This window comes from Streptomyces sp. NBC_00490, assembly GCF_036013645.1.
Taxonomy (GTDB): domain Bacteria; phylum Actinomycetota; class Actinomycetes; order Streptomycetales; family Streptomycetaceae; genus Streptomyces; species Streptomyces canus_F.
Window position 1 is genome coordinate 1,984,601 of sequence record NZ_CP107869.1, and the last position, 19,294, is coordinate 2,003,894.

Below are 19,294 nucleotides of genomic sequence, written 5' to 3' on the forward strand. Positions count from 1 at the left end.
GGCGACCGTTGTGGCACACGTACGACGGATGCGACGATGCGGGTCGGCGAACGAGGGGACACCGACGTGACGCACGAGGACCAACGGCCGCCCGCCGCCGTGCTGTTCGACGCGCTGGGCGCCGACTACGAGAAGGCGTTCGCCCATGCCCCCGCGCACCTGTCCGCGCTGGAGTGGCTGATCGAGCGGCTGCCGCCCGCCGCGCGGACGCTGGACGTGGGCAGCGGCACCGGGCGGCCCACCGCGGCGGCGCTCGTCGGGGCGGGGCACTCGGTGCTGGGCGTCGACGTCTCCCCCGTCATGGTGGAACTCGCCACCCGTCAGGTGCCCGGGGCCGAGTTCCGCAGCGCCGACATCCGGGACGTCCCGCTGGACGCGGACTCGTTGGACGGGGTGTGCGTGTTCTTCTCGCTGCTCCAGATGACCCGCGCCCAGCAGTCGGCACTGATGCGGCGCCTGGCCCTGGCACTGAGGCCCGGTGGGCATCTGGTGCTGGCCACCGTGCCCGCCGACGTGGAGGACGTCGAGGTGGTCTTCATGGGCCAGCCGGTCCGCGCGACGAGCTTCGCCGAGGACGACGTGATCGGCCTGGTGGAGGCGGCCGGGCTGACGGTGCTGTCCCGGCACAGCCTCACCTTCACCCCGGACCACCCCGCCGCGGAGCCCGAGCCCCATCTCTTCCTTTACTGCCGCCGCGAGGAGACCGGGCTCTGACGCTCAGCGCTCGCGTGGCTCCGGGCTCGCCGGCGGCTCGGCGGGCGTCGGCCCGGGCCGGCTGAAGAGAACGGCCCGCGCGACGGAGGGGGCGAACAGGGCGGTGACCGGCTCGGCGAGGACCAGCACGGCGCGGAAGGCACGCCCCACGACGGGGTCGCCGGGCGACCGTTCCGTGACCCGGCGCAGGTACCAGCCCGCGACACGGTCCGCGGGGCCGGCGGCGACCGCGGTGCCGACCGCGCCCGGCATCCCGCGGTCCGCTCCGGCCGAGATGTCCCACGCCTGCCGGGATGCCGCGAGCAGCGCCCGCTGCGCACGGCGCGTGGTGGGGGTGCGGCGACGGTCGTCGAGCGTGTCGCGCAGGGCGACCGCGCTCATCGCGGCGATGGCCATGCCCTGCCCGTAGATCGGGTTGAAGGTGCACAGGGCGTCGCCGGTGGCGAGGAATCCGGCCGGGCGGCGGCCAGGCAGGTCGTAACGGCGCCGGATGTTCGCGGTCCGCCGGTAGCCGAACGCCGGCGTGAGCGGTTCGGCCTCCTCCAGCCAGCGGTCCAGGAGCGGATGCGCCAGTCGCTTGGCGTACGCCTCGAACTCGTCGTCGCCCGTGGGCGGTTCGTCGCCGCGCAGCCCCGAGACGATGACCAGATGGCTGCCGTCCTCCAGGGGCAGCGCGCCACCGCCGTTGACCTGGTCGGGCCCGGGATAGACGTAGTGGCCGAGGGTCTCGCCGTCGAGGGCGCCCTTGCGCCCGCGGTAGACGCGCGAGGCGTAGGCGAGCCCGGTGTCGATGGTCTCCTCGTGCGCGCTCTCGGCACCGATCGCCGCGAGCCACTGCGGCGCCTTGGTGCCGCTGCCGGAGGCGTCGACCACCAGGTCGGCCTCCAGGGCCCGGGATTCCGCACCGACCTCGCCGGAACGTTCCCGCAGGAGTACGCCCCGTACCCGCGAGGCATCACCGAGAAGCCCGACGGCCTCGGCCCCCTCCACCACGCCGATCACCGGATTGGCGAGAACCCGCCGCCGTATCAGCTCCTCCAGCTGGGCGCGGGAGCCGGTGTATATGTGCGTCGAAGCGGGCCACCGGCGGAGCCAGCGGCCGTTCTGCCACAGCACCATGTCCGACGGCATCCCCACCCGCGGCGCCCCCGCCTCCTCCAGTTCCGTCAGGAAGCCCGGCAGCAGTGACTCCAGGGCCGTCTGTCCGCCTTCCAGCAGGACGTGCGGATGCCGGCCCTGGGGTACGCCCGGCCGTGGCCCGGTGGCCTCCGGGAACCGGTCGCGCTCGACGACGGTCACCCGGTCGCAGTGCCCGGCCAGGACGTGCGCCGCGAGGAGTCCCGCGATGCTGCCGCCCACGACGACCGCGTGCCGCTCGCCCCGACCGCCGCCGCCCTCGCTCCGACGGCCCGTTCCTACGGCAGAGTTCACCGATCCGCTCCCTTGGTCGCCCTGTGGTGAGAAGGCACAAGTATCCTTCGCCACAAGGAGCGTTGACTGAGTTCCGGCCCTCGAGGGCGTCTCGAACCCGCCATCCCATGAGGGCCTGTCCGCCAGGCGGAGCGCGCCGCCCTCTTCTGTCGCCGGAGATCCAACCCTACGTTGAGCAGGGGGAGATGAACGATCGGTCAGCCAACCACGCAGGGGGAAGGTGGTCAGCATGTTCGGCAGGGTCCGCAAGTCCTTCGCCAGATTTTTCGACACCGTGCGCGCCGATACGGACGACGGCCGGGACAAACGCACGCACAACCTGTTCGAGGCCGCGGCGGCGTACGTCTCGGCGTGTGCCGAGGACGACCAGGACCAGATCGACGAAGCCGCCGGCTGGGTGTCTCCGGAGGCGTTGTCGTTCGGGGTGAGCGAGCTGGCGTGCCGGGCGGTCATCGCGCTCGCGCGGGAGCGCGACGAGTCGCCGCAGACCGTGGCGCGTGCCCTCCTGGGACTTCCGGCGGCCTGATCGACGGTCCAAAGAGGCCGATTCGTCCAGTCCGGCCGGAAAACAGCAGCTCCGGGTGGGCTGGACAGTCGTGACAAGCGGCTTCCACGCACACTAGGGTGCGCGCCGTTGGACATACCGATGGGGAGGCTGGGATGGCCGGGACGGACGAGGACACCGTCGCCGCCGCGGACGACGCGCTCTATGTGCTGACGGCGGTGCTGCTGACGCCGGCGAAGTTCCCGAGCGTGCTGGGCGACGACTATCCGGAGGCCTGTGCGGCGCTCGGTCTCGCGCCGCTCGCCGACGGGTACGGCCTGGTGCTCGGCCAGGACGGCGACGGCTCCCGCTGGACGGTCGTCATCGACGACGTCTCGCTGGTCGCCGTCGCCATCGCGTCCTGGGACTGCGGCATGGAGTACGACCTGTCGCCCGACGAACGCACGGTCGTGGCCGCCCTGCCGGGCTGGCCCCTCGCGGTCGCCGTCGCGGCTCCGAACGTGCCCGCGCCGCACGATCCCGCGCCGGAGGTCGACGGTCCCCCGCTGACACCGCCGGACACCAGCACGTGGGGACCGGCCCAGCGCCGGCTGGGGGCCGACGAGATCGCCCTCCAGTGGGCCACCTGGCGTGAGCAGATCGACGACGCCGACTTCCCGGTGCCGGAACCGGTCGAGCCCGCCGACAAGGGCGAGGAGGACGCTCCCAAGGGTCACAGCGGCATCCGGCGGGTCCTCGCGGAGGCCCGCGCGTACGTGGAGACGCCGCCGCCCCTGGGCCGGGTCCGTTCGTCCTTCGCGCCGGGCGACGCCCGCACCCTGCGCGCCGACGGCCCCGGCTGGTCGCTCGTGGCCAGGACCGACGACATCGCGTTCGTGCTGCTCGACGACGAGCCCGGCGAGGTTCTGCCGGTCGGCCGCGGCCCGGAGCTGCCGGGGCTGCTGGAGGCGCTCGACAAGATGGCCGTACGTCCCCTCTGAGCCGGGTCATCGACGGCCGCGGCCGTCCGGGTCCACCAGCAGGGCGTCCACGACGGTGTCCGCGTCCTGGTGGGCTCTGAGCGCGTCGAGTTCGGCCCGCCAGGGTTCGTCCCAGGAGGCCGCCCGGCCGCCGGCCCGGACGAGGTCCAGCGCGAGGCGGCCGGTCACGGCGGAGCCTCGGGCACGGAGGGTCCGCGCGGCGGCGAGCAGGGCGGCACGCACGCGTGGCCGGTGCAGATCGGCCGGTACGTCATGCCGCGCCGGCAGCCGTCCCGCCCCTGCCTCGCACTGCCGTGCGACCTTTTCCCACCGGTGCTCGTCGTGTTCGCCGTCGCGTACGAGCGCCATGGCGCTGTCCCAGCTCACACGGGCGGCGTCGGCGTGGAGTCCCACGGTCTCCAGTGTGTCGGCGAGCGCGTCCAGCATCGTCGGCGGCTCCGCGCACCCTCCTGGATCCGAGTATTCGGCGCACGCGTGCAGCCGCCGCAGCGCGTCGGCACGCGTGCGTGGGTCCACGGCTCGTGCGGCCAGGGCGTCGAATGCGCCTCTGAGCGCCGCCTCGGTCAGCGGGCCGGGCGGCAGCCGGACGAGTTGACGCGCGGCCGCGTCCCACACCTTGCGCGGGCGGGCCGGGGCCGCGAGGGCGTCCGCGAGCGCACGGGCCCCGCCGGGTGCCGGCCACGTCGCAAGCACCTGGCACGCGGCGACCGCGGTGTCCTCGTCACCCGTCTCCACCAGCCGCACCAGGAAGGCGGCGTAAGCCTCCCTCGGCACCGTGAAACCGAGGCCCACGCGCGCGTGCACGACCTCGTCGCGCACGGCGGCCTCATGGACGGCCCCCATCAGACGGTCGGCCACGTCCCGGCGGTCGATCGCCGGGAGCAGGACGCGGGCGAGGACGGCGCGCACGTCCCGATGCTGGTGCGGCACGTCCCAGGCCGCCAGGAGGGCTTGGAAGGCGTCCGGCCGTGGGAGGTCGGCCAGCGCCCGTACGGCTTCCTTGCGGGCGCCCACCGGGCTGTCCGCGGCGCAGGCCACCGGTGCCAGCAGGGGCACCGCGTCGTCGTCCGGCAGCCGTGTGATCAGCCGCCGCACCGAGGCCATCGCGGCGCGGCCGCGCACGCCCCCGGTTCCCGCGTGCCGCAGCAGGAGGGTCACGCGATCGCGGCCCGGGACGTCGCCGAGGGCCCCGAGGGCCGCCGCTGCCACCGGTTGGGGGGCGTCCCGCGCGAGCGCCGTCAGACGTTCGGGGTCCCTCAGCAGCCGCGCCGCATCGGTCCGCACGCGCAGCGGAGCCGATTCGTCGAGCACCACGCGCGCGTGATGTTCTTCCCAGGCGTCCCGCTGGGCAGGCAGCCACCTTCCGGCGACGCCGGGCGCGAGGCGCGGTGTCCACGCGGTACGGCGGGTCCGCAGCCGCCCCGTGAGGCCCTCGCGTGCCGCGGCCAGGACGGGGTCGAGCAGATCGGTGCGGCGGGTGGCGACGGTCCGCAGGACGACGGGAACGGTGACGAAGGTCGGGTCCAGGGCGATCAGTTCGGCGCAGCGCTGTTCGCGCAGCCGCGGCGGCCGCACCCATACCGCCGCGGCACGCGTCGCGAGGTGCGGATCGTCGCACTCGACGGCGACCCGCCGTGCCGCGGCGTCGAGTTCCGGCAGCGCGGTGAGATGTGTCGCGAGGAGTTCGGCGAGGGCGGTGCCCACCTCGGGCCGGCGCAGGGCCGTGGGTGCGATCGCCGTCCAGATGGCCCGGGCGGTCGTCTCGCCGACGCGCAACGGGGGCAGCGCATCGGTCTGTTCCGGCCGTGTGACGAGTTCGCCGAGCAGTCCGGCCGCATAGGCTGCCCGGTCCGGTCGGCCGGTCGCCGCCGCCCGCTCGACGACCCGCTGGAGCAGCCGGCGCGCGGCTCTGACGGTGCCTTCCGTCGCGTCGCGTGCCTGGACGGTGGTGAGGACGGCGTCACGCAGGACGCGTTCGGGCAGTGCGGCGAGCAAGTGTCCGGCGGTGCTCGCGAGTTGTTCGAGCGCGGGACGGCGCACGGCGTCCTGGTCGTGCCAGGCCCGTTCGCAGTCGGCGGCGACGCGTGCGAACTGCTCGGGGTCACCTTCGAGTTCGGCGCAGACCAGCAGGGCGGGCCAGGCCAGGGAGCGCTGTTGGAGGCGGTGGTTGTCCGCGAGCGCCTTCAGCAACGGTTCCCCCTCTGCGAGCGGCAGGGCCTGTGCCGCTCGGGCCAGGGTCCATGGGCGACGTTCGCTGCCCACCGCCGAGGGGCGGACCAGGTCTGCGCGGTCGGCGGGTTCGAGGGCGGCCAGCGCGCCCACCAGTGCCGGGACGGGCCGCGACGTCGTGCCGGTGTGCTTCTCGACGATGCGGCGCCGCTCGGCGGGTGGGAGGAGGCCGAGCAGACCGTCCGGGGCGACGTCGGTGCGGCCCGGGGCGGTGGGCCGGCGTCCGGTGCAGCGGCAGTGCTCGGCGAGTTCCACCAGGTCGTGTGCGGGCAGGGCGAGGAGCTTGCGGCGCAGCGAGGGCGGCAGGGGGCCCACGGGGACGAGGCGCTCACGGGTGCGGTCGCCGGGGCCGGGGCCGGGGGGTGGTGTGCGCAGTACGGCCAGTGCTTCGGCGGGCCGGGTCAGGGCGGAGAGGACGGCCGCGGGAGTGAGGAGCAGCGGTGTCCGGTCCAGCAGCAGGAGTGCCGCGTGTGGGTCGCGCCGGGCGGCGAGCGATGCGACGGCACGGTACTGGCGGGTCGAGTGCTGGGGCCGGTGCGCGCATTGAGCCGTCACGTGTACGGCGACGGCGTAGGGGGCGGTGCGGGCCAGGGAGTTGAGGACGCCGGGTGCCGGGTCGACGCGGGGCAGCCATGCGGCCACCGTCTCGGGAGGGCAGGCGGGCAGGAGTGCGGCCGCTTCGCGACCGCCGTGGCGTTCGTGGATCTCCGGCAGCAGCCTGGCCGCCAGTGCCGTGCGGCGGCTCAGCTTGAGGAGGCGATAGGTGTCGTGGCGTACGGCCCTGATGTCGCTTAGAGCCAGGCGTTCCAGGGCCTGTTCGGGTACGGGCAGCCGGACGGCCGCCGAGCGGGCCCGGCGTCCCAGCAGCGGGTCCGCGAGCGCCTCCGCCACCCGTTCCAGGTCGCGGCGGACCACGGCGAGGAACAGGGCGGTGTGCCGGTCGGCGGGATCGCCGTGGTCGAGGGCGTGGTGGAGCGTCTCGTAGGCGCCCGGAGCGAGGGTGCGGGCGTACCGCGCCAGGGCGCTCGTACGGGCCGGGAAGGGCAGGGTGTCGAAGTGGGCCCTCAGCCAGGCGGACGTCAAGGGCGCCGGCGGGTTCTGGGGCTGTCGGGACGGCGTCGGGGACGCCTCGTGTGCGGCCATCAGCGCTCACCGTGGAGTCGCTGGGCCCCCTTTCCGAAAGTCATGTCGGTCATGGTGGGGTGCCGCCGACCACCTGCGCAAACGGATTTCTCGCGCCTCGTCGATCTCCTTTCCCCGTACGGCACTTCACATACGGCGCCCTCATTCCATGTGGCCCCGCCCCATGGATGGCGTCGTACGGCACTCGCACCATGAGGCAGCCCGCGACTCCCCGACCCGTCCTGGAGGCCCTCATGCACCTGTCCCGAGGCGTCCCGCTCCTCGCCGCCGCACTGGTGGCGACCGCCCTCACCTGGCCGACTCCCGCCGCAGGCACGACAGATGGTCACTGCGCACGACAGGACCGCGTCCACGTGCCGGGCGCGGCCTTCCAACGGAGCGCGTGCCTCCCGGACCTGACGACCACCGGGCTGGCCGGCACCCCGTACACCGACATGGCCGACCAGGCGGGACTCACGGCCAGGGCGACCCGCACGCCGTCCGGAGTTCCGGGTGTGCAGATCGACGGCTACTTCCCGGACTCGTCCCGGTTCAACGCCACCCACGGATGGCAGCACGACGCCCAGTTCGTGATCAGGCTGCCGGACCGCTGGAACGGCGGGCTCGTCGTCACCGGCGCGCCGGGTACGCGCAGGCAGTACGCCACGGACACGGCGATCTCCGACCGAGTGCTCGCGCAGGGCTACGCCTACGCCGCGACCGACAAGGGCAACAACGGCGCCGACTTCTACCGCGACGGCACCCGCCCCGGTGACGCGGTCGCCGAGTGGAACGCGCGCACCACCCAGCTCACGCGCGCGGCCGAGCGTGCGGTGGCCCGGCGTTACGGACACGCGCCGAGGCGCACGTACATGACGGGCATCTCCAACGGTGGCTATCTGACGCGCTGGCAGCTGGAGAACCATCCGGAGCTGTACGACGGCGGCGTGGACTGGGAGGGGGCGCTGTGGACCGCGGACGGGCCGAATCTGCTCACCTCGCTGCCCGCGGCCGTGGCCCGAATGACCGGTTCGGCGCGGGACGAGGACCTGTACGCGGTGGGCTTCGCGCGCGGCTCGGAGTTCCTGTGGCCGTACCACGAGAAGGTCTATTGGGGAGTCACGCAGAAGATCTACCGCGCCGAGTTCGACCCTGCCTACGACCCCGCCTGCCCCGGCCCGACCGCCGGGACCACCACGGAACAGGTGCTGGCGCCCTGTGCCGGCGACGCGGTCTACGACTACGCCGCGCGCCCGGCGTCCGTCCATCGCGCCGTGGCCCGGGTGGCGCTGACCGGACGGATCGGGCGCCCGCTGATCACCCTGCACGGCGACCTGGACGCGCTGCTGCCCGAGGCCGCCGACTCCGCCGTGTACGCGCGCATGATCGACGCGAGCGGCAGGGGCCGGCTGCACCGCTCCTACACGGTCGAGGGCGGCACGCACGTCGACGGCCTCTACGACACCTATCCGGACCGGCTGCGGCCGATCCTGCCCTGCTACCGGTCGGCCTTCGACGCGCTGGTGTCATGGGTGGAGCGGGGCACCCCGCCGCCCGCGGACCATGCCGTGAGCAGGCCCGCGAGCGGCGACGTGGTCGACTCCTGCACCCTGGCCGACCGGGCCGAGGCGGCCCGGTAGCCCAAGGGGTCTCAGCGACCGAGCTCCTTGCGTGTGACACGGCGCAACCTGCGCCGCTGCGAGGGGTCCAGCGTGAGGTACGCGGCGGCCGGTACTCCCAGGACGATCAGGAGCGCGGCCCACCACGGCAGCCAGATCAGCAGAAGGATGCCGACCGCCACACCTCCTGCGGCGATCTTCGCTCTCTTCGACATGTGTCGCCTCCTCCGCGGCCACTGCCGCTCTCTGTCCTGAGAACGGCCCCGCGCTCTCCACGGTTCCGCACCACGACCCTGAGACGTCCCTGAGTCGCTACCCCTAGGCGTCCCTGAGACAGGGATACCCACCCTCTCCATGAGGTGACCCACATCACGGCCCGGCCATTCCGGGTCGACCGGGCGCGTGCTGTACCCTCGGCCACTCCGCGCTGAGTAGTCAAGTTTGAGGAGTGTCGCATTCCTGTCCCGAGGATTCCCGCGGCAACACCGTCCGAGATCTCTGAACTGGCCCGTTGCTGTGCCGTGTTCGCCCCCGGCGACCCCGCCCGCACCGGTTCGGTGGCTTTCTGGGACCCCGAGGGTGACGCGCCGCCGGCCGTCGCGTCGGGGTCCGTCGAGGACCTGACCGTCGTCGTGCCCGGCGCGGAGGGGGTGGAGACGGTGACCGTGCCGGCCGTGCTGCTGCCGGTGCGGGCGGCCCTGCCCGTCCTCACGCGTGCGCGTGCCGCCACGAACGGCCATCGGGCGACCGTGTTCTGGGGCACGGCCGCCGTGTACGCACTGCAGCTCGCGGCCCGCGGGCTGCTGCTGCCCGGTCTGTCCGAGGGCGACCACGACGCCTGGCGCGTGGGTCCGTTGCGCCCCGAGGACGTCGAGCGCGTCCGGGCGCTGGCCGCGGCGATGCCGCCCGAGGCGCACGCCGTACCGCTCGACGGCGGCGCACCGCTGCGGCTGCCCGACCCCGAGCGGCTGCTGCGCGCCTTCCTCGACGCCATCGCCGACACCCTGCCCCGCTCCCCCGCCGCGTCGCTCGTGACCGGTGGTCCCGCCTACGCGGCGCGGGAACCGCAGCACGTACCCGGGCACCGGGCCTGGGCGGCCGATGTGGCCGCCGGTCACGACGCGGGCGTACGGCTGTCGCTGCGGATCGAGGTAGCCGGTCTGTCGACGGCGGCGCAGGACGAGGCCGCCCCGGCGTTCCGGGCCGTGCTGCAGGTGCACGACCTGAGCGATCCGGCGCTGGTCGCGGACGCCGCCGAGGTGTGGGCGGGGCCGGGCGGGGCGTTCGGCCCCCGTGCGCGGTTGGACGCCCTGCTCGCGCTGCGCCGCGCGGCCCGCGCCTGGCCGCCGCTCGCGCCCCTGCTCTCGGCGGCCGTGCCGGACGAGATCGAACTCGCCGACGACGAGGTCATCGATCTCCTCTCGGCCGGCGCCCGGACCCTCGCGGTCGCCGGTGTCGACGTGCACTGGCCCAGGGAGCTCGCCCGCGAACTGACGGCCCGCGCGGTGGTCGGTCCGCCGGACGACGCGTCGGAGCCCGGCAGACTCTCCTCGGACACCCCGTCGTTCCTCTCCGCCGACGCGCTGTTGGCGTTCAACTGGCGGTTCGCGCTCGGCGACCAGCAGCTCACCCGCGCGGAGCTCGACCGGCTGGCCGAGTCGAACCGCCCTGTCGTGCGGCTGCGCGACCAGTGGGTGCTGATCGACCCGCAGGAGGTACGCCGGGCCCGCGCCCAGCAGGACCGCAAGATCACCCCCGTCGACGCGCTAGGCGCCGCTCTCACGGGCTCCACGGAGATCGACGGCCAGCGGGTCGAGGTGCACCCCACAGGATGGCTCGCGGCCCTGCGGGAGCGGCTCGCGGACCCCGAGGCACAACAGCCGGTCGAGCAGCCCGCGGAGCTCGCGGCCACGCTCCGGGACTACCAGCGGCGCGGCCTCAACTGGCTGGCGCGGATGACCTCCCTCGGACTGGGCTGCTGTCTCGCCGACGACATGGGACTCGGCAAGACGATCACGCTCATCGCCCTGCATCTGCACCGGCAGACGGATGCCTCCACCGCCGGACCCACGCTCGTGGTCTGCCCGACGTCCCTCATGGGCAACTGGCAGCGCGAGATCGAGAAGTTCGCCCCCGGCACGCGCGTGCGCCGCTTCCACGGGCCGCGCCGGGACCTGGACGCCCTGGCCGACGGGGAGTTCGTGCTCACCACGTACGGCACGATGCGGCTCGACGCCGGCCGGCTGGCCGACGTGTCGTGGGGCATGGTCGTGGCGGACGAGGCACAGCACGTCAAGAACCCGTACTCGGCGACGGCACGGCAGCTGCGTTCCATCGGCGCACGCGCACGCGTGGCGCTGACCGGCACCCCGGTGGAGAACAACCTGTCGGAGCTGTGGGCCATCCTCGACTGGACGACTCCCGGCCTGCTGGGCCGCCTCGGCACGTTCCGCGCGCGGTACGCGCAGGCCATCGAGGGCGGCCGGGACCCGAAGGCCGCCGAGCGGCTGTCGCGGCTGGTGCGCCCGTTCCTGCTGCGCCGCCGCAAGTCGGATCCGGGCATCGCTCCGGAGTTGCCGCCGAAGACGGAGACGGACCGCGCGGTGTCGCTCACCAAGGAGCAGGCGGGTCTGTACGAGGCCGTGGTGCGCGAGACGCTCGCGGAGATCTCCGGAGCCGACACCATGGCGCGGCGGGGGCTGATCGTGAAGCTGCTGACCGGGCTGAAGCAGATCTGCAACCACCCGGCGCAGTACCTCAAGGAGGACCGGCCGAGGATCGTCGGACGGTCGGGAAAGCTGGAGCTCCTGGACGAGTTGCTCGACACCATCCTCTCCGAGGGGGCGAGCGTGCTGGTCTTCACGCAGTACGTGCAGATGGCCCGCCTCATCGAGCGGCACCTGGCCTCCCGCGGGGTGCCCTCGCAGTTCCTGCACGGCGGCACGCCCGTGGCTCGGCGGGAGGAGATGGTCCAGCACTTCCAGGACGGTGAGGTCCCGGTCTTCCTGCTGTCGTTGAAGGCGGCGGGCACGGGGCTGAACCTCACCCGGGCCGAGCATGTCGTGCACTACGACCGCTGGTGGAACCCGGCCGTGGAGGCGCAGGCCACCGACCGTGCGTACCGGATCGGGCAGAACCGGCCGGTGCAGGTGCACCGGCTGATCGCCGAGGGCACCATCGAGGACCGCATCGCCGACATGCTGAGCCGCAAACGGGAGTTGGCCGACGCGGTGCTCGGCGCCGGGGAGACGGCGCTGACGGAACTGACGGACGCGGAGCTGGCGGATCTGGTCGAACTGCGAGGGGGCACACGATGAGTGACGAGACGGAGCGTACGTTCGCCGCGTTCCCTCCCGCGCACGGGAGGGGCTTCGCGCAGAGCTGGTGGGGCCAGGCCTGGCTGAAGGCGCTGGAGGACGCCGCGCTCGACACCGCGCAGGTGAAGACCGGGCGAAGGCTCGCGCGCGCGGGTGCCGTCGGCGCGGTGTCGGTACGGCCGGGGCGGATCACGGCCGTCGTGCAGGACCGCGACCGCACCCCGCACCGGGCCGATGTGCTGCTCGAGCAGCTGTCCGACGACCAGTGGGACCGCTTCCTGGACATGACCGTCGAGCGCGCCGGCCATGTCGCGGCTCTCCTGGACCGCGACATGCCTCCGCACCTGGTCGAGGACGCGGCGGCCGCGGGTGTCGAGCTCCTGCCCGGGATGGGCGATCTGGAGCCCGAGTGCGACTGCGGCGCCTGGGACCACTGCGGGCACACGGCCGCGCTCTGCTACCAGGTCGCGCGGCTGCTGGACGAGGACCCCTTCGTCCTGCTGCTGATGCGGGGCCGCGGCGAACGCGCCCTGCTGGACGCCCTCCAGGACCGCACCGCCGTACCCGATGAGGCGCCGGCCCACCAGGAGGGCGTGGACGCCGCCGAGGCGTACGCGGCCGGGGACATCCTTCCGCCGCTGCCCGCCCTGCCGGAACTCCCCGAGGAGCCCGGCGTACCGCCCTCCCTGGACACCGAGACGCCGGCCCCCTCCGGTGTCGATCCGGCCGCCCTGGAGTTCCTGGCCGCCCGGACCGCGGCACAGACACACCGCCTGCTGGCCGAACGGGACGCTTTCGACGACGAGTTGACGCTCGCCCAGGACGCCGTCCGCCTCGCCGTGAGCGCTCAGGAGACCGCTGTGCTGGAGCGGTTGTTGGAGGGATCAGGGCGCACCACGGAGGAGTTGGCGCTCGCCCTGCGCGCGTGGCGGGACGGAGGCGTGGCCGCACTGGAGGTGCTCGAGGAGGAATGGACGGTCGGGGGTGAAACGCTCGCACGCGCGCGTGCCGCGCTCGACTCGGCGTGGGACGAGGAGGAGCGGCCGTCGTTGCGGGCGAGGGGCAACCGGTGGACGGTCGTGGGCTCTTCGAGCCAGTTGCGTCTCGGTCGGGACGGCCGCTGGTGGCCGTACCGGAAGGAGCGGGGCCGCTGGGTGCCCGCGGGAGGTGCCGTCCAGGATCCCGCGACGGCCCTGGCCGCGGCTCAGGAGGTCCTGGAGATAGGTTGACGTGCCATGAGGCACTTCGGCCAGGACATCCTCACCGTCGCGGACGAGCTCACCGAGGCGTACACCGAGATCTTCACCGCGCCGCCGTGGGACCACCGGAACGCAGAGGAGACCCGCTCGGCGTTCCGGGAGCGGCTGGAGACGGACGCGCGCCGCCCCGGTTTCCGTGCCGTCCTCGCGCTCTCGGACAGCGGTGGGGTGGACGGCTTCGTCACGGGCTGGACCACGCCGTCTCCCTTCCGCAGCGACCGCGCGTACGGCAAGGTCACCCGCCGGCTCGGCGCCGACCGGGTCGACGAGCTGCTGGTCGGCGCCTTCGAGGTCGATGAGTTGGGCGTACGGGCGCGCGCCCGCGGCACGGGTCTGGGCCGTCGGCTGCTGTCGGCCCTGACCGCCGGAGTGCCCGAGGGCCGGGCGTGGTTGCTGACCTGGGACCAGGCGCACGACACGCTCGCGTTCTACCGGCGTACCGGCTGGACGGAGCCCGAGCCGCTACCCGGCCAGGAGACGGACGTGGTCGTGTTTCTGTCACCCGCGAGGGCTGCTACGACTCCGTGAGGCGGCCCTGCCACAGCATCGGCAGGACGTGGTCCCTGACCGCCGGCGCGATCCGGATGTCGTCCTCGTGCCCGGTGATCCAACGCAGATGCGCGAGTTCGGCGGCGGGGCGGGGCACCTGGGCGAGACGGGCGCCGTAGAGGGACATCCGCATGGGTACGCCTTCGAGGGCCGCCACGGCCTCGACATCGGCCAGGAAGCGCGGTTCCAGGGGCCGTACCCCCAACTCCTCGTCCAGCTCGCGGTACAGGGTCTCCAGAGGCGCCTCGCCCGGGTCCGGTTTGCCACCCGGCACATAGAAGACCTCGGGAGCCGCCTGCTTGCTCACCACCAGGAGCCGCCCCTCGCGGACGATCGCGGCCGCCACGACTTCCAGTACCTCTCGCGTCATGGGCCCCATCCTCACCCACGCCCGGACGAGCTCCTGCCGACGGTACGTACATGCGGCCGCGGGGCGGCGTCCGATCACGTCAGGGGCGCGGTCAGCTTGCGGGTGCCCTGAGTGTCGGCGGCCAGGCTGCAGGCGACCTTGTCGATGCCGAGCCGGTAGCCGGCGGGGTCCGGGTACTGCACGAGTGTGCCGCGCACGGTGGCTCCGGGCTGGTCCGCCGCCTTGCTGTCGAGGGTCCGCTCGCACAGGTCCGATGCGGCCTTCTTCAGGGCCGCGTCGGTCGTGTAGTCGCCCTGGAGTTCCGCGATCTTCACGACCTCGGCGTCGTGGGGTTTCCCGCAGGGGCGCTTGGCCGCCTGCCCGGGCCGGTCGCCGTCGGTGTCGAAGCAGTCGCCGGTCCGCAGCATGTAGTAGGGCACTTCGTCGGACGCGAAGGACGGGAACAGTGATTCGAGGCCGCTCGGGAACTCGCTCGGCAGGTCGCTGGGGAACTCCGAGGGCAGTCGGGTCGGCAGCTTCGTCGGGAGCTCGCTGGGCAGTCCGCTCGGCAGGCTCAGCGTGGGGCGGGGTGAACTGCTCGCGCTCGCGCTGGGCTTGCCGCCCGGCGAGTCGTCGTCGCTGCCCGACACCATCAGCACGATCGCGGCGACGGCGGCACCGACCACGAGCACGGCGAGCAGGATGAACAGCGGATTGCGGCCCCGGCCCGGGCCACCGGGCGGTTCCGGCGGAGGAGGCGGCTCCCATCCCCCGTACGAGGGCGGTCCGTTGCCTCCGGGAGGCGGGCCGTACCCGCCCGGCGGCCCATAGCCCCCTCCCGGGGAGCCGAAGCCTTCAGGAGGGGGGCCGAAGCCGCCGCCGTAGGGCGGCGTGTCGTCCGGCGGCCCGGGCGGCTGAGGCGGTACGGGCGGCATGGCCATACCGTCCAGGGTCGCCGGGCTCGGGGCACGGCGCGACCCCCGCACGGAAGTTGATACCGACTCATGCCAAGGACGGCATGGTTCCGGAGCATTCCGCACGGGGGCCGGTCAGACGCGGAGACCGATGCACACACGCACGCGCGTGCGTTCAGCCGCGGGCGCCCAGCAGGTGGTCCATCGCCAGCTGGTCGAGCTGCTCGAAGGCCATACCGCGCGCGGCGGCCGCCTCCACGTCGAACTCCTCGAAGGCCGTACGGTCCGCGAGCAGCGACTTCAGGCCGTCCGCCGCCGTGGGCTGCGCCAGCTCGTCCAGACGCGCGGCCCGCAGCGCCTCCTGGACCTGCGGGTCGGCACGGAAGGCGGCCGCCCGCTCCTTGAGGATGAGGTAGTTGCGCATGCAGCCCGCGGCCGACGCCCAGACACCATCGAAGTCCTCGGTCCGCGGCGGCTTGAAGTCGAAGTGCTTCGGACCCGCGTAGCCGGCGGTCTCCAGCAGGTCGACCAGCCAGAAGGCGGACCGCAGGTCGCCCGCGCCGAAGCGCAGGTCCTGGTCGTACTTGATGCCGGACTGGCCGTTGAGATCGATGTGGAAGAGCTTGCCCGCCCACAGGGCCTGCGCGATGCCGTGCGGGAAGTTCAGCCCGGCCATCTGCTCGTGGCCGACCTCCGGGTTGACGCCGTAGAGCTCCGGGCGCTCCAGGCGCTCGATGAACGCCAGGGCGTGCCCGACCGTGGGGAGCAGGATGTCGCCGCGCGGCTCGTTCGGCTTGGGCTCGATCGCGAACTTCAGGTCGTAGCCCTGCTCGGTCACGTACTCGCCGAGGAGGTCGAAGCCCTCCTTCATGCGGTCCAGGGCCACGCGTACGTCCTTGGCGGCACCGGACTCCGCGCCCTCGCGGCCGCCCCAGGCGACGTAGGTCTCGGCGCCGAGCTCGACCGCCAGGTCGATGTTGCGGATCGTCTTGCGCAGGGCGTAGCGCCGCACGTCACGGTCGTTCGCCGTGAACGCGCCGTCCTTGAAGACGGGGTGCGTGAAGAGGTTGGTGGTGGCCATCGGCACCTTCATGCCGGTCGCGTCGAGGGCCTCCCGGAAGCGCTTGATGTGGCCCTCGCGCTCGGTGTCCGAGGACCCGAAGGGGATCAGGTCGTCGTCGTGGAAGGTCACCCCGTGGGCGCCGAGCTCGGCCAGGCGCCGCACGGTCTCGACAGGGTCGAGGGCAGGCCGCGTGGCGTCGCCGAACGGGTCCCTTCCCTGCCAGCCGACGGTCCACAGGCCGAAGGTGAACCTGTCCTCGGGGGTGGGCTGGTAGTTCATGTCGCGGCTCCTTGCTCGCTTGCGACTATTTCGTCATGGCCGTTTACAAATTAGTATGCGATCGCGTCTCTGGGAAGAGACAAGATGTCTCCGACGGTCTTCGGACGGAGACACGAGCCGCTTGAGCACGCAAAAGGGAGAGCCCGATGTCAGCTGCCGAGGGTCCGCTCGTCGTCGGCGTGGACACGTCCACGCAGTCCACCAAGGCCCTGGTCGTCGACGCGTCGACCGGAAGGGTGGTGGCGAGCGGACAGGCATCGCACACCGTCTCCTCCGGGGCGGGGCGCGAGAGCGACCCGCGCCAGTGGTGGGACGCGCTGTGCGAGGCCCTGCACCAGTGCGGTGACGCGGCCCGCGAGGCCGCCGCCGTGTCGATCGGCGGGCAGCAGCACGGCCTCGTCACGCTGGACGCGCGGGGCGAGCCGGTACGTCCCGCCCTGCTGTGGAACGACGTGCGCTCCGCGCCGCAGGCCGCCCGGCTCATCGAGGAACTGGGCGGGCCGAAGGCCTGGGCCGAGCGCACCGGCAGCGTGCCGGGCCCGTCGTTCACGGTCACGAAGTGGGCCTGGCTCGCCGAGAACGAGCCGGACGCGATCCGCGCCACCAAGGCGGTGCGCCTGCCGCACGACTACCTCACCGAGCGCCTCACGGGCCAGGGCACGACCGACCGCGGCGACGCCTCCGGCACCGGCTGGTGGGCGTCGGCGACCGAGGCGTACGACGAGGAGACCCTCGCGCACATCGGCCTCGACCCCGCGCTGCTGCCCCGCGTGGTCCGGCCCGGCGAGGTGGCGGGGACCGTGCGTGACCGCCATGACCTGCCGTTCTCCAAGGGCACCCTGGTCGCCCCGGGCACCGGCGACAACGCGGCCGCCGCGCTGGGCCTCGGACTGCGTCCCGGCACCCCCGTGCTGAGCCTGGGCACGTCGGGCACGGTGTACGCGGTCTCCGAGCGGCGCCCCGCGGACCCGACCGGCACCGTGGCGGGCTTCGCCGACGCGCACGGCGACTGGCTCCCCCTCGCCTGCACCCTGAACTGCACGCTCGCCGTCGACCGCGTCGCCGCCCTGCTCGGCCTCGACCGGGAGGCCGTGGAGCCCACCACCGGTGTCACGCTCCTGCCCTACCTGGACGGCGAGCGCACCCCCGCGCTGCCGGGCGCCTCCGGACTCCTGTACGGCCTGCGGCACGACACCACCGGCGGCCAGCTCCTCCAGGCCGCTTACGACGGCGCCGTCCACGCGCTGCTGGGCGCGCTCGACCTGGTCCTCGACGAGGACGCGGACCGTTCGGTCCCGCTGCTGCTGATCGGCGGCGGCGCCCGCGGCGGGGCCTGGCAGGAGACCGTACGCCGGCTCTCGGGCCGTCCCGTGCAGATCCCCGAGGCCAAGGAGCTCGTCGCCCTCGGCGCGGCCGCCCAGGCGGCGGGCCTGCTGACCGGCGAGGACCCGGCCGCGGTCGCCCGACGCTGGAACACGACCGCCGGCCCGGTGCTGGAGGCCGTGGAGCGGGACGAGACGACGATGGCGAGGATCTCCGGGGTACTCTCCGACGCGGCTCCGCTGCTGGACAGGCCGACGGAGACCGGCTGAGACGTCCGCCGCCGGACAGGCGCCCGGCGGCCCACCAGGGTCGCCACCGCTTGACGAGCTCGCGGAGAACCGTATCGATCACCAGAGGACTGACGGAGGCATGACCGCACCGCTGCACGACGCCCACCCGGCCGGACCGGGGCGCGCGCTGCCCGACACCCAGCAGGGCATGCGCCGCCGCAACCTGGCCCGCGTCATGCACACCGTCAGCGCCGAGGGACCCCTCTCCCGGGCCGCCGTCGCCTCACGGATCGGACTGACCCGGGCCGCCGTGTCGACCCTCGTCGACGAGCTCATACGGTCGGGCCTGCTCGAGGAGCTCGGCCCCGAGCGGCCGGGCCGGGTGGGCCGGCCCGGGTCGGCGCTCGCCGTCAGCGCACACGGTCCCGCCGGGATCGGCGCCGAGGTCGGCGTCGACCACCTCGCGGTCTGCGCGGTCGACCTGCGCGGCCAGGTGCGGGCCCGGGCCGTACGGCACGGTGCGAACCGCGGCCGCTCCCCCGGGCCGGTGATCGAGGAACTCACCGAGCTGATCGACCAGGTCGTCACCGAGGCGGAGGGCGAGGGCCTGTGGCCGACGGGGCTCGCCGTGGCCGTGCCCGGCCTGGTGGCACGCGACGGCCGTACGGTGGTGCGCGCCCCGAACCTCGACTGGCACGACACCGACCTCGGCGCCCTGCTGCCCACGGCGTTCCCGCTGGCCGTGGACAACGAGGCCAACTTCGGTGCCCTCGCCGAGCTCTGGCTCGGTGACGGCACCCCGCTCGACTTCCTGCACGTGTCGGCGGAGATCGGCATCGGTGCGGCCGTCGTCGTGGCCGGCGGTCTGCTGCGCGGGACCCGCGGCTTCGCGGGCGAGCTGGGGCACGTACCGGTGGAACCCGAGGGACCGCAGTGCCCGTGCGGCGGGCGCGGATGCCTGGAGCAGTACGCCGGCGAGGAGGCCGTGCTGCGGGCCGCCGGTCTGGAGCCGGGGGGCGACCGGGTCGGGCTGCTCGCGGCGCGGGCCGCCGAAGGGGACGAGGACGTACGCCGTGCCCTGCGGGACGCCGGGCGGGCCCTCGGCGTCGCGCTGACCGGGGCGGTCAATCTGCTGGACCCCGAGAACGTGGTGCTGGGCGGTGAGCTGTCCGGGCTCGCACCCTGGCTGCTGCCCTCGCTGGAGGCCGAGCTGGCCCGGCGGACGGCGGGGCCGCCGTGCCCGGTGTCCGTGTCGCGGCTGGGTCCCGAGGGGCCGTTGCTGGGGGCCGCGCACTCGGTGGTACGGGCTGTCCTCGACGACCCTGCCGCCGTGGCCGAACGGGCCTGACCCCAGGGCGACTTCGCTCTGGTCCGCTCGCCTCGTTCACTCGCCCGAGTGAGCGAGTTGTCC

At 73.8% G+C, this 19,294-nt stretch carries 15 protein-coding genes; 9 read left to right on the plus strand and 6 right to left on the minus strand.

Going from position 1 to position 19,294, the window contains the following annotated elements:
- The first annotated feature begins 36 nt into the window (after positions 1-36).
- Positions 37-714 (plus strand): class I SAM-dependent methyltransferase, encoded by a 678-nt coding sequence (locus OG381_RS08880; RefSeq protein WP_443061886.1) that lies wholly within the window; start codon positions 37-39, stop codon positions 712-714.
- A gap of 3 nt (positions 715-717) precedes the next feature.
- Here OG381_RS08880 and OG381_RS08885 read toward each other — a convergent pair whose 3' ends face one another.
- Entirely contained in the window at positions 718-2,073 is a 1,356-nt protein-coding gene (locus tag OG381_RS08885) for an NAD(P)/FAD-dependent oxidoreductase (protein ID WP_327722423.1), read from the minus strand.
- Between the two features lie 301 nt (positions 2,074-2,374).
- Between OG381_RS08885 and OG381_RS08890 the strand changes: the two genes are divergently transcribed.
- Both OG381_RS08890 and OG381_RS08895 read left to right on the plus strand, forming a co-directional pair.
- On the plus strand, positions 2,375-2,671 hold the full coding sequence (locus OG381_RS08890; protein WP_327715580.1) for a hypothetical protein: 297 nt from the start codon (positions 2,375-2,377) through the stop codon (positions 2,669-2,671).
- A 134-nt stretch (positions 2,672-2,805) separates the two neighbouring features.
- On the plus strand, positions 2,806-3,630 hold the full coding sequence (locus OG381_RS08895) for a hypothetical protein (RefSeq protein ID WP_327715581.1): 825 nt from the start codon (positions 2,806-2,808) through the stop codon (positions 3,628-3,630).
- A 6-nt stretch (positions 3,631-3,636) separates the two neighbouring features.
- Here the strand turns inward: OG381_RS08895 and OG381_RS08900 are convergent, their stop codons facing one another.
- On the minus strand, positions 3,637-7,002 hold the full coding sequence (locus OG381_RS08900) for a hypothetical protein (RefSeq protein ID WP_327715582.1): 3,366 nt from the start codon (positions 7,000-7,002) through the stop codon (positions 3,637-3,639).
- A 233-nt stretch (positions 7,003-7,235) separates the two neighbouring features.
- Between OG381_RS08900 and OG381_RS08905 the strand changes: the two genes are divergently transcribed.
- Positions 7,236-8,621, plus strand: a complete 1,386-nt coding sequence (locus OG381_RS08905) for a tannase/feruloyl esterase family alpha/beta hydrolase (RefSeq protein WP_327715583.1) — start codon at positions 7,236-7,238, stop codon at positions 8,619-8,621.
- Between the two features lie 11 nt (positions 8,622-8,632).
- Here the strand turns inward: OG381_RS08905 and OG381_RS08910 are convergent, their stop codons facing one another.
- The gene (locus tag OG381_RS08910) at positions 8,633-8,815 is read right to left on the minus strand and encodes a hypothetical protein (RefSeq protein ID WP_327715584.1); all 183 of its coding nucleotides are present in this window, start codon (positions 8,813-8,815) and stop codon (positions 8,633-8,635) included.
- A 306-nt stretch (positions 8,816-9,121) separates the two neighbouring features.
- Between OG381_RS08910 and OG381_RS08915 the strand changes: the two genes are divergently transcribed.
- The 3 genes from OG381_RS08915 to OG381_RS08925 are packed head-to-tail and all read left to right on the plus strand — an operon-like array spanning position 9,122 to position 13,704.
- Positions 9,122-11,917 (plus strand): DEAD/DEAH box helicase, encoded by a 2,796-nt coding sequence (locus OG381_RS08915; RefSeq protein ID WP_327715585.1) that lies wholly within the window; start codon positions 9,122-9,124, stop codon positions 11,915-11,917.
- The gene (locus tag OG381_RS08920; protein ID WP_327715586.1) at positions 11,914-13,146 is read left to right on the plus strand and encodes an SWF or SNF family helicase; all 1,233 of its coding nucleotides are present in this window, start codon (positions 11,914-11,916) and stop codon (positions 13,144-13,146) included. The genes OG381_RS08915 and OG381_RS08920 overlap by 4 nt, the downstream gene beginning before the upstream one ends.
- Before the next feature lie 6 nt (positions 13,147-13,152).
- Entirely contained in the window at positions 13,153-13,704 is a 552-nt protein-coding gene (locus OG381_RS08925; RefSeq protein ID WP_327715587.1) for a GNAT family N-acetyltransferase, read from the plus strand.
- Here OG381_RS08925 and OG381_RS08930 read toward each other — a convergent pair.
- The 3 genes from OG381_RS08930 to xylA all read right to left on the minus strand — a co-directional run bounded on the left by OG381_RS08930 (position 13,691) and on the right by xylA (position 16,330).
- A complete protein-coding gene (locus OG381_RS08930; RefSeq protein WP_327715588.1) occupies positions 13,691-14,095 on the minus strand; it encodes an NUDIX hydrolase in 405 nt (134 codons plus the stop codon). The genes OG381_RS08925 and OG381_RS08930 overlap by 14 nt on opposite strands.
- 74 nt (positions 14,096-14,169) lie before the next feature.
- Entirely contained in the window at positions 14,170-15,015 is an 846-nt protein-coding gene (locus OG381_RS08935) for a hypothetical protein (RefSeq protein WP_327715589.1), read from the minus strand.
- Positions 15,016-15,163: 148 nt separating this feature from the next.
- Positions 15,164-16,330 carry a xylose isomerase gene (gene xylA / locus OG381_RS08940; RefSeq protein WP_266832375.1) on the minus strand — a complete coding sequence of 389 codons (1,167 nt, stop codon included), beginning with the start codon at positions 16,328-16,330 and terminating at the stop codon, positions 15,164-15,166.
- Between the two features lie 146 nt (positions 16,331-16,476).
- On the opposite strand from xylA, the gene xylB reads away from it, so the two are divergent.
- Entirely contained in the window at positions 16,477-17,922 is a 1,446-nt protein-coding gene (gene xylB, locus OG381_RS08945; protein WP_327715590.1) for a xylulokinase, read from the plus strand.
- 100 nt (positions 17,923-18,022) lie between these two features.
- Entirely contained in the window at positions 18,023-19,231 is a 1,209-nt protein-coding gene (locus OG381_RS08950; RefSeq protein ID WP_307033859.1) for an ROK family transcriptional regulator, read from the plus strand.
- Positions 19,232-19,294 lie beyond the last annotated feature (63 nt).

What these genes read in the sequence shown, in the direction of transcription:
- OG381_RS08895 (WP_327715581.1), top strand. Translation starts at nt 2,806, where the DNA reads ATGGCCGGGACGGACGAGGACACCGTCGCCGCCGCGGACGACGCGCTC.
- OG381_RS08925 (WP_327715587.1), top strand. Translation starts at nt 13,153, where the DNA reads ATGAGGCACTTCGGCCAGGACATCCTCACCGTCGCGGACGAGCTCACC.
- xylA (WP_266832375.1), bottom strand. Translation starts at nt 16,330, where the DNA reads ATGAACTACCAGCCCACCCCCGAGGACAGGTTCACCTTCGGCCTGTGG.
- xylB (WP_327715590.1), top strand. Translation starts at nt 16,477, where the DNA reads ATGTCAGCTGCCGAGGGTCCGCTCGTCGTCGGCGTGGACACGTCCACG.
- OG381_RS08900 (WP_327715582.1), bottom strand. Translation starts at nt 7,002, where the DNA reads ATGGCCGCACACGAGGCGTCCCCGACGCCGTCCCGACAGCCCCAGAAC.
- OG381_RS08935 (WP_327715589.1), bottom strand. Translation starts at nt 15,015, where the DNA reads ATGGCCATGCCGCCCGTACCGCCTCAGCCGCCCGGGCCGCCGGACGAC.
- OG381_RS08930 (WP_327715588.1), bottom strand. Translation starts at nt 14,095, where the DNA reads ATGACGCGAGAGGTACTGGAAGTCGTGGCGGCCGCGATCGTCCGCGAG.
- OG381_RS08905 (WP_327715583.1), top strand. Translation starts at nt 7,236, where the DNA reads ATGCACCTGTCCCGAGGCGTCCCGCTCCTCGCCGCCGCACTGGTGGCG.
- OG381_RS08950 (WP_307033859.1), top strand. Translation starts at nt 18,023, where the DNA reads ATGACCGCACCGCTGCACGACGCCCACCCGGCCGGACCGGGGCGCGCG.
- OG381_RS08880 (WP_443061886.1), top strand. Translation starts at nt 37, where the DNA reads ATGCGGGTCGGCGAACGAGGGGACACCGACGTGACGCACGAGGACCAA.
- OG381_RS08890 (WP_327715580.1), top strand. Translation starts at nt 2,375, where the DNA reads ATGTTCGGCAGGGTCCGCAAGTCCTTCGCCAGATTTTTCGACACCGTG.
- OG381_RS08920 (WP_327715586.1), top strand. Translation starts at nt 11,914, where the DNA reads ATGAGTGACGAGACGGAGCGTACGTTCGCCGCGTTCCCTCCCGCGCAC.
- OG381_RS08910 (WP_327715584.1), bottom strand. Translation starts at nt 8,815, where the DNA reads ATGTCGAAGAGAGCGAAGATCGCCGCAGGAGGTGTGGCGGTCGGCATC.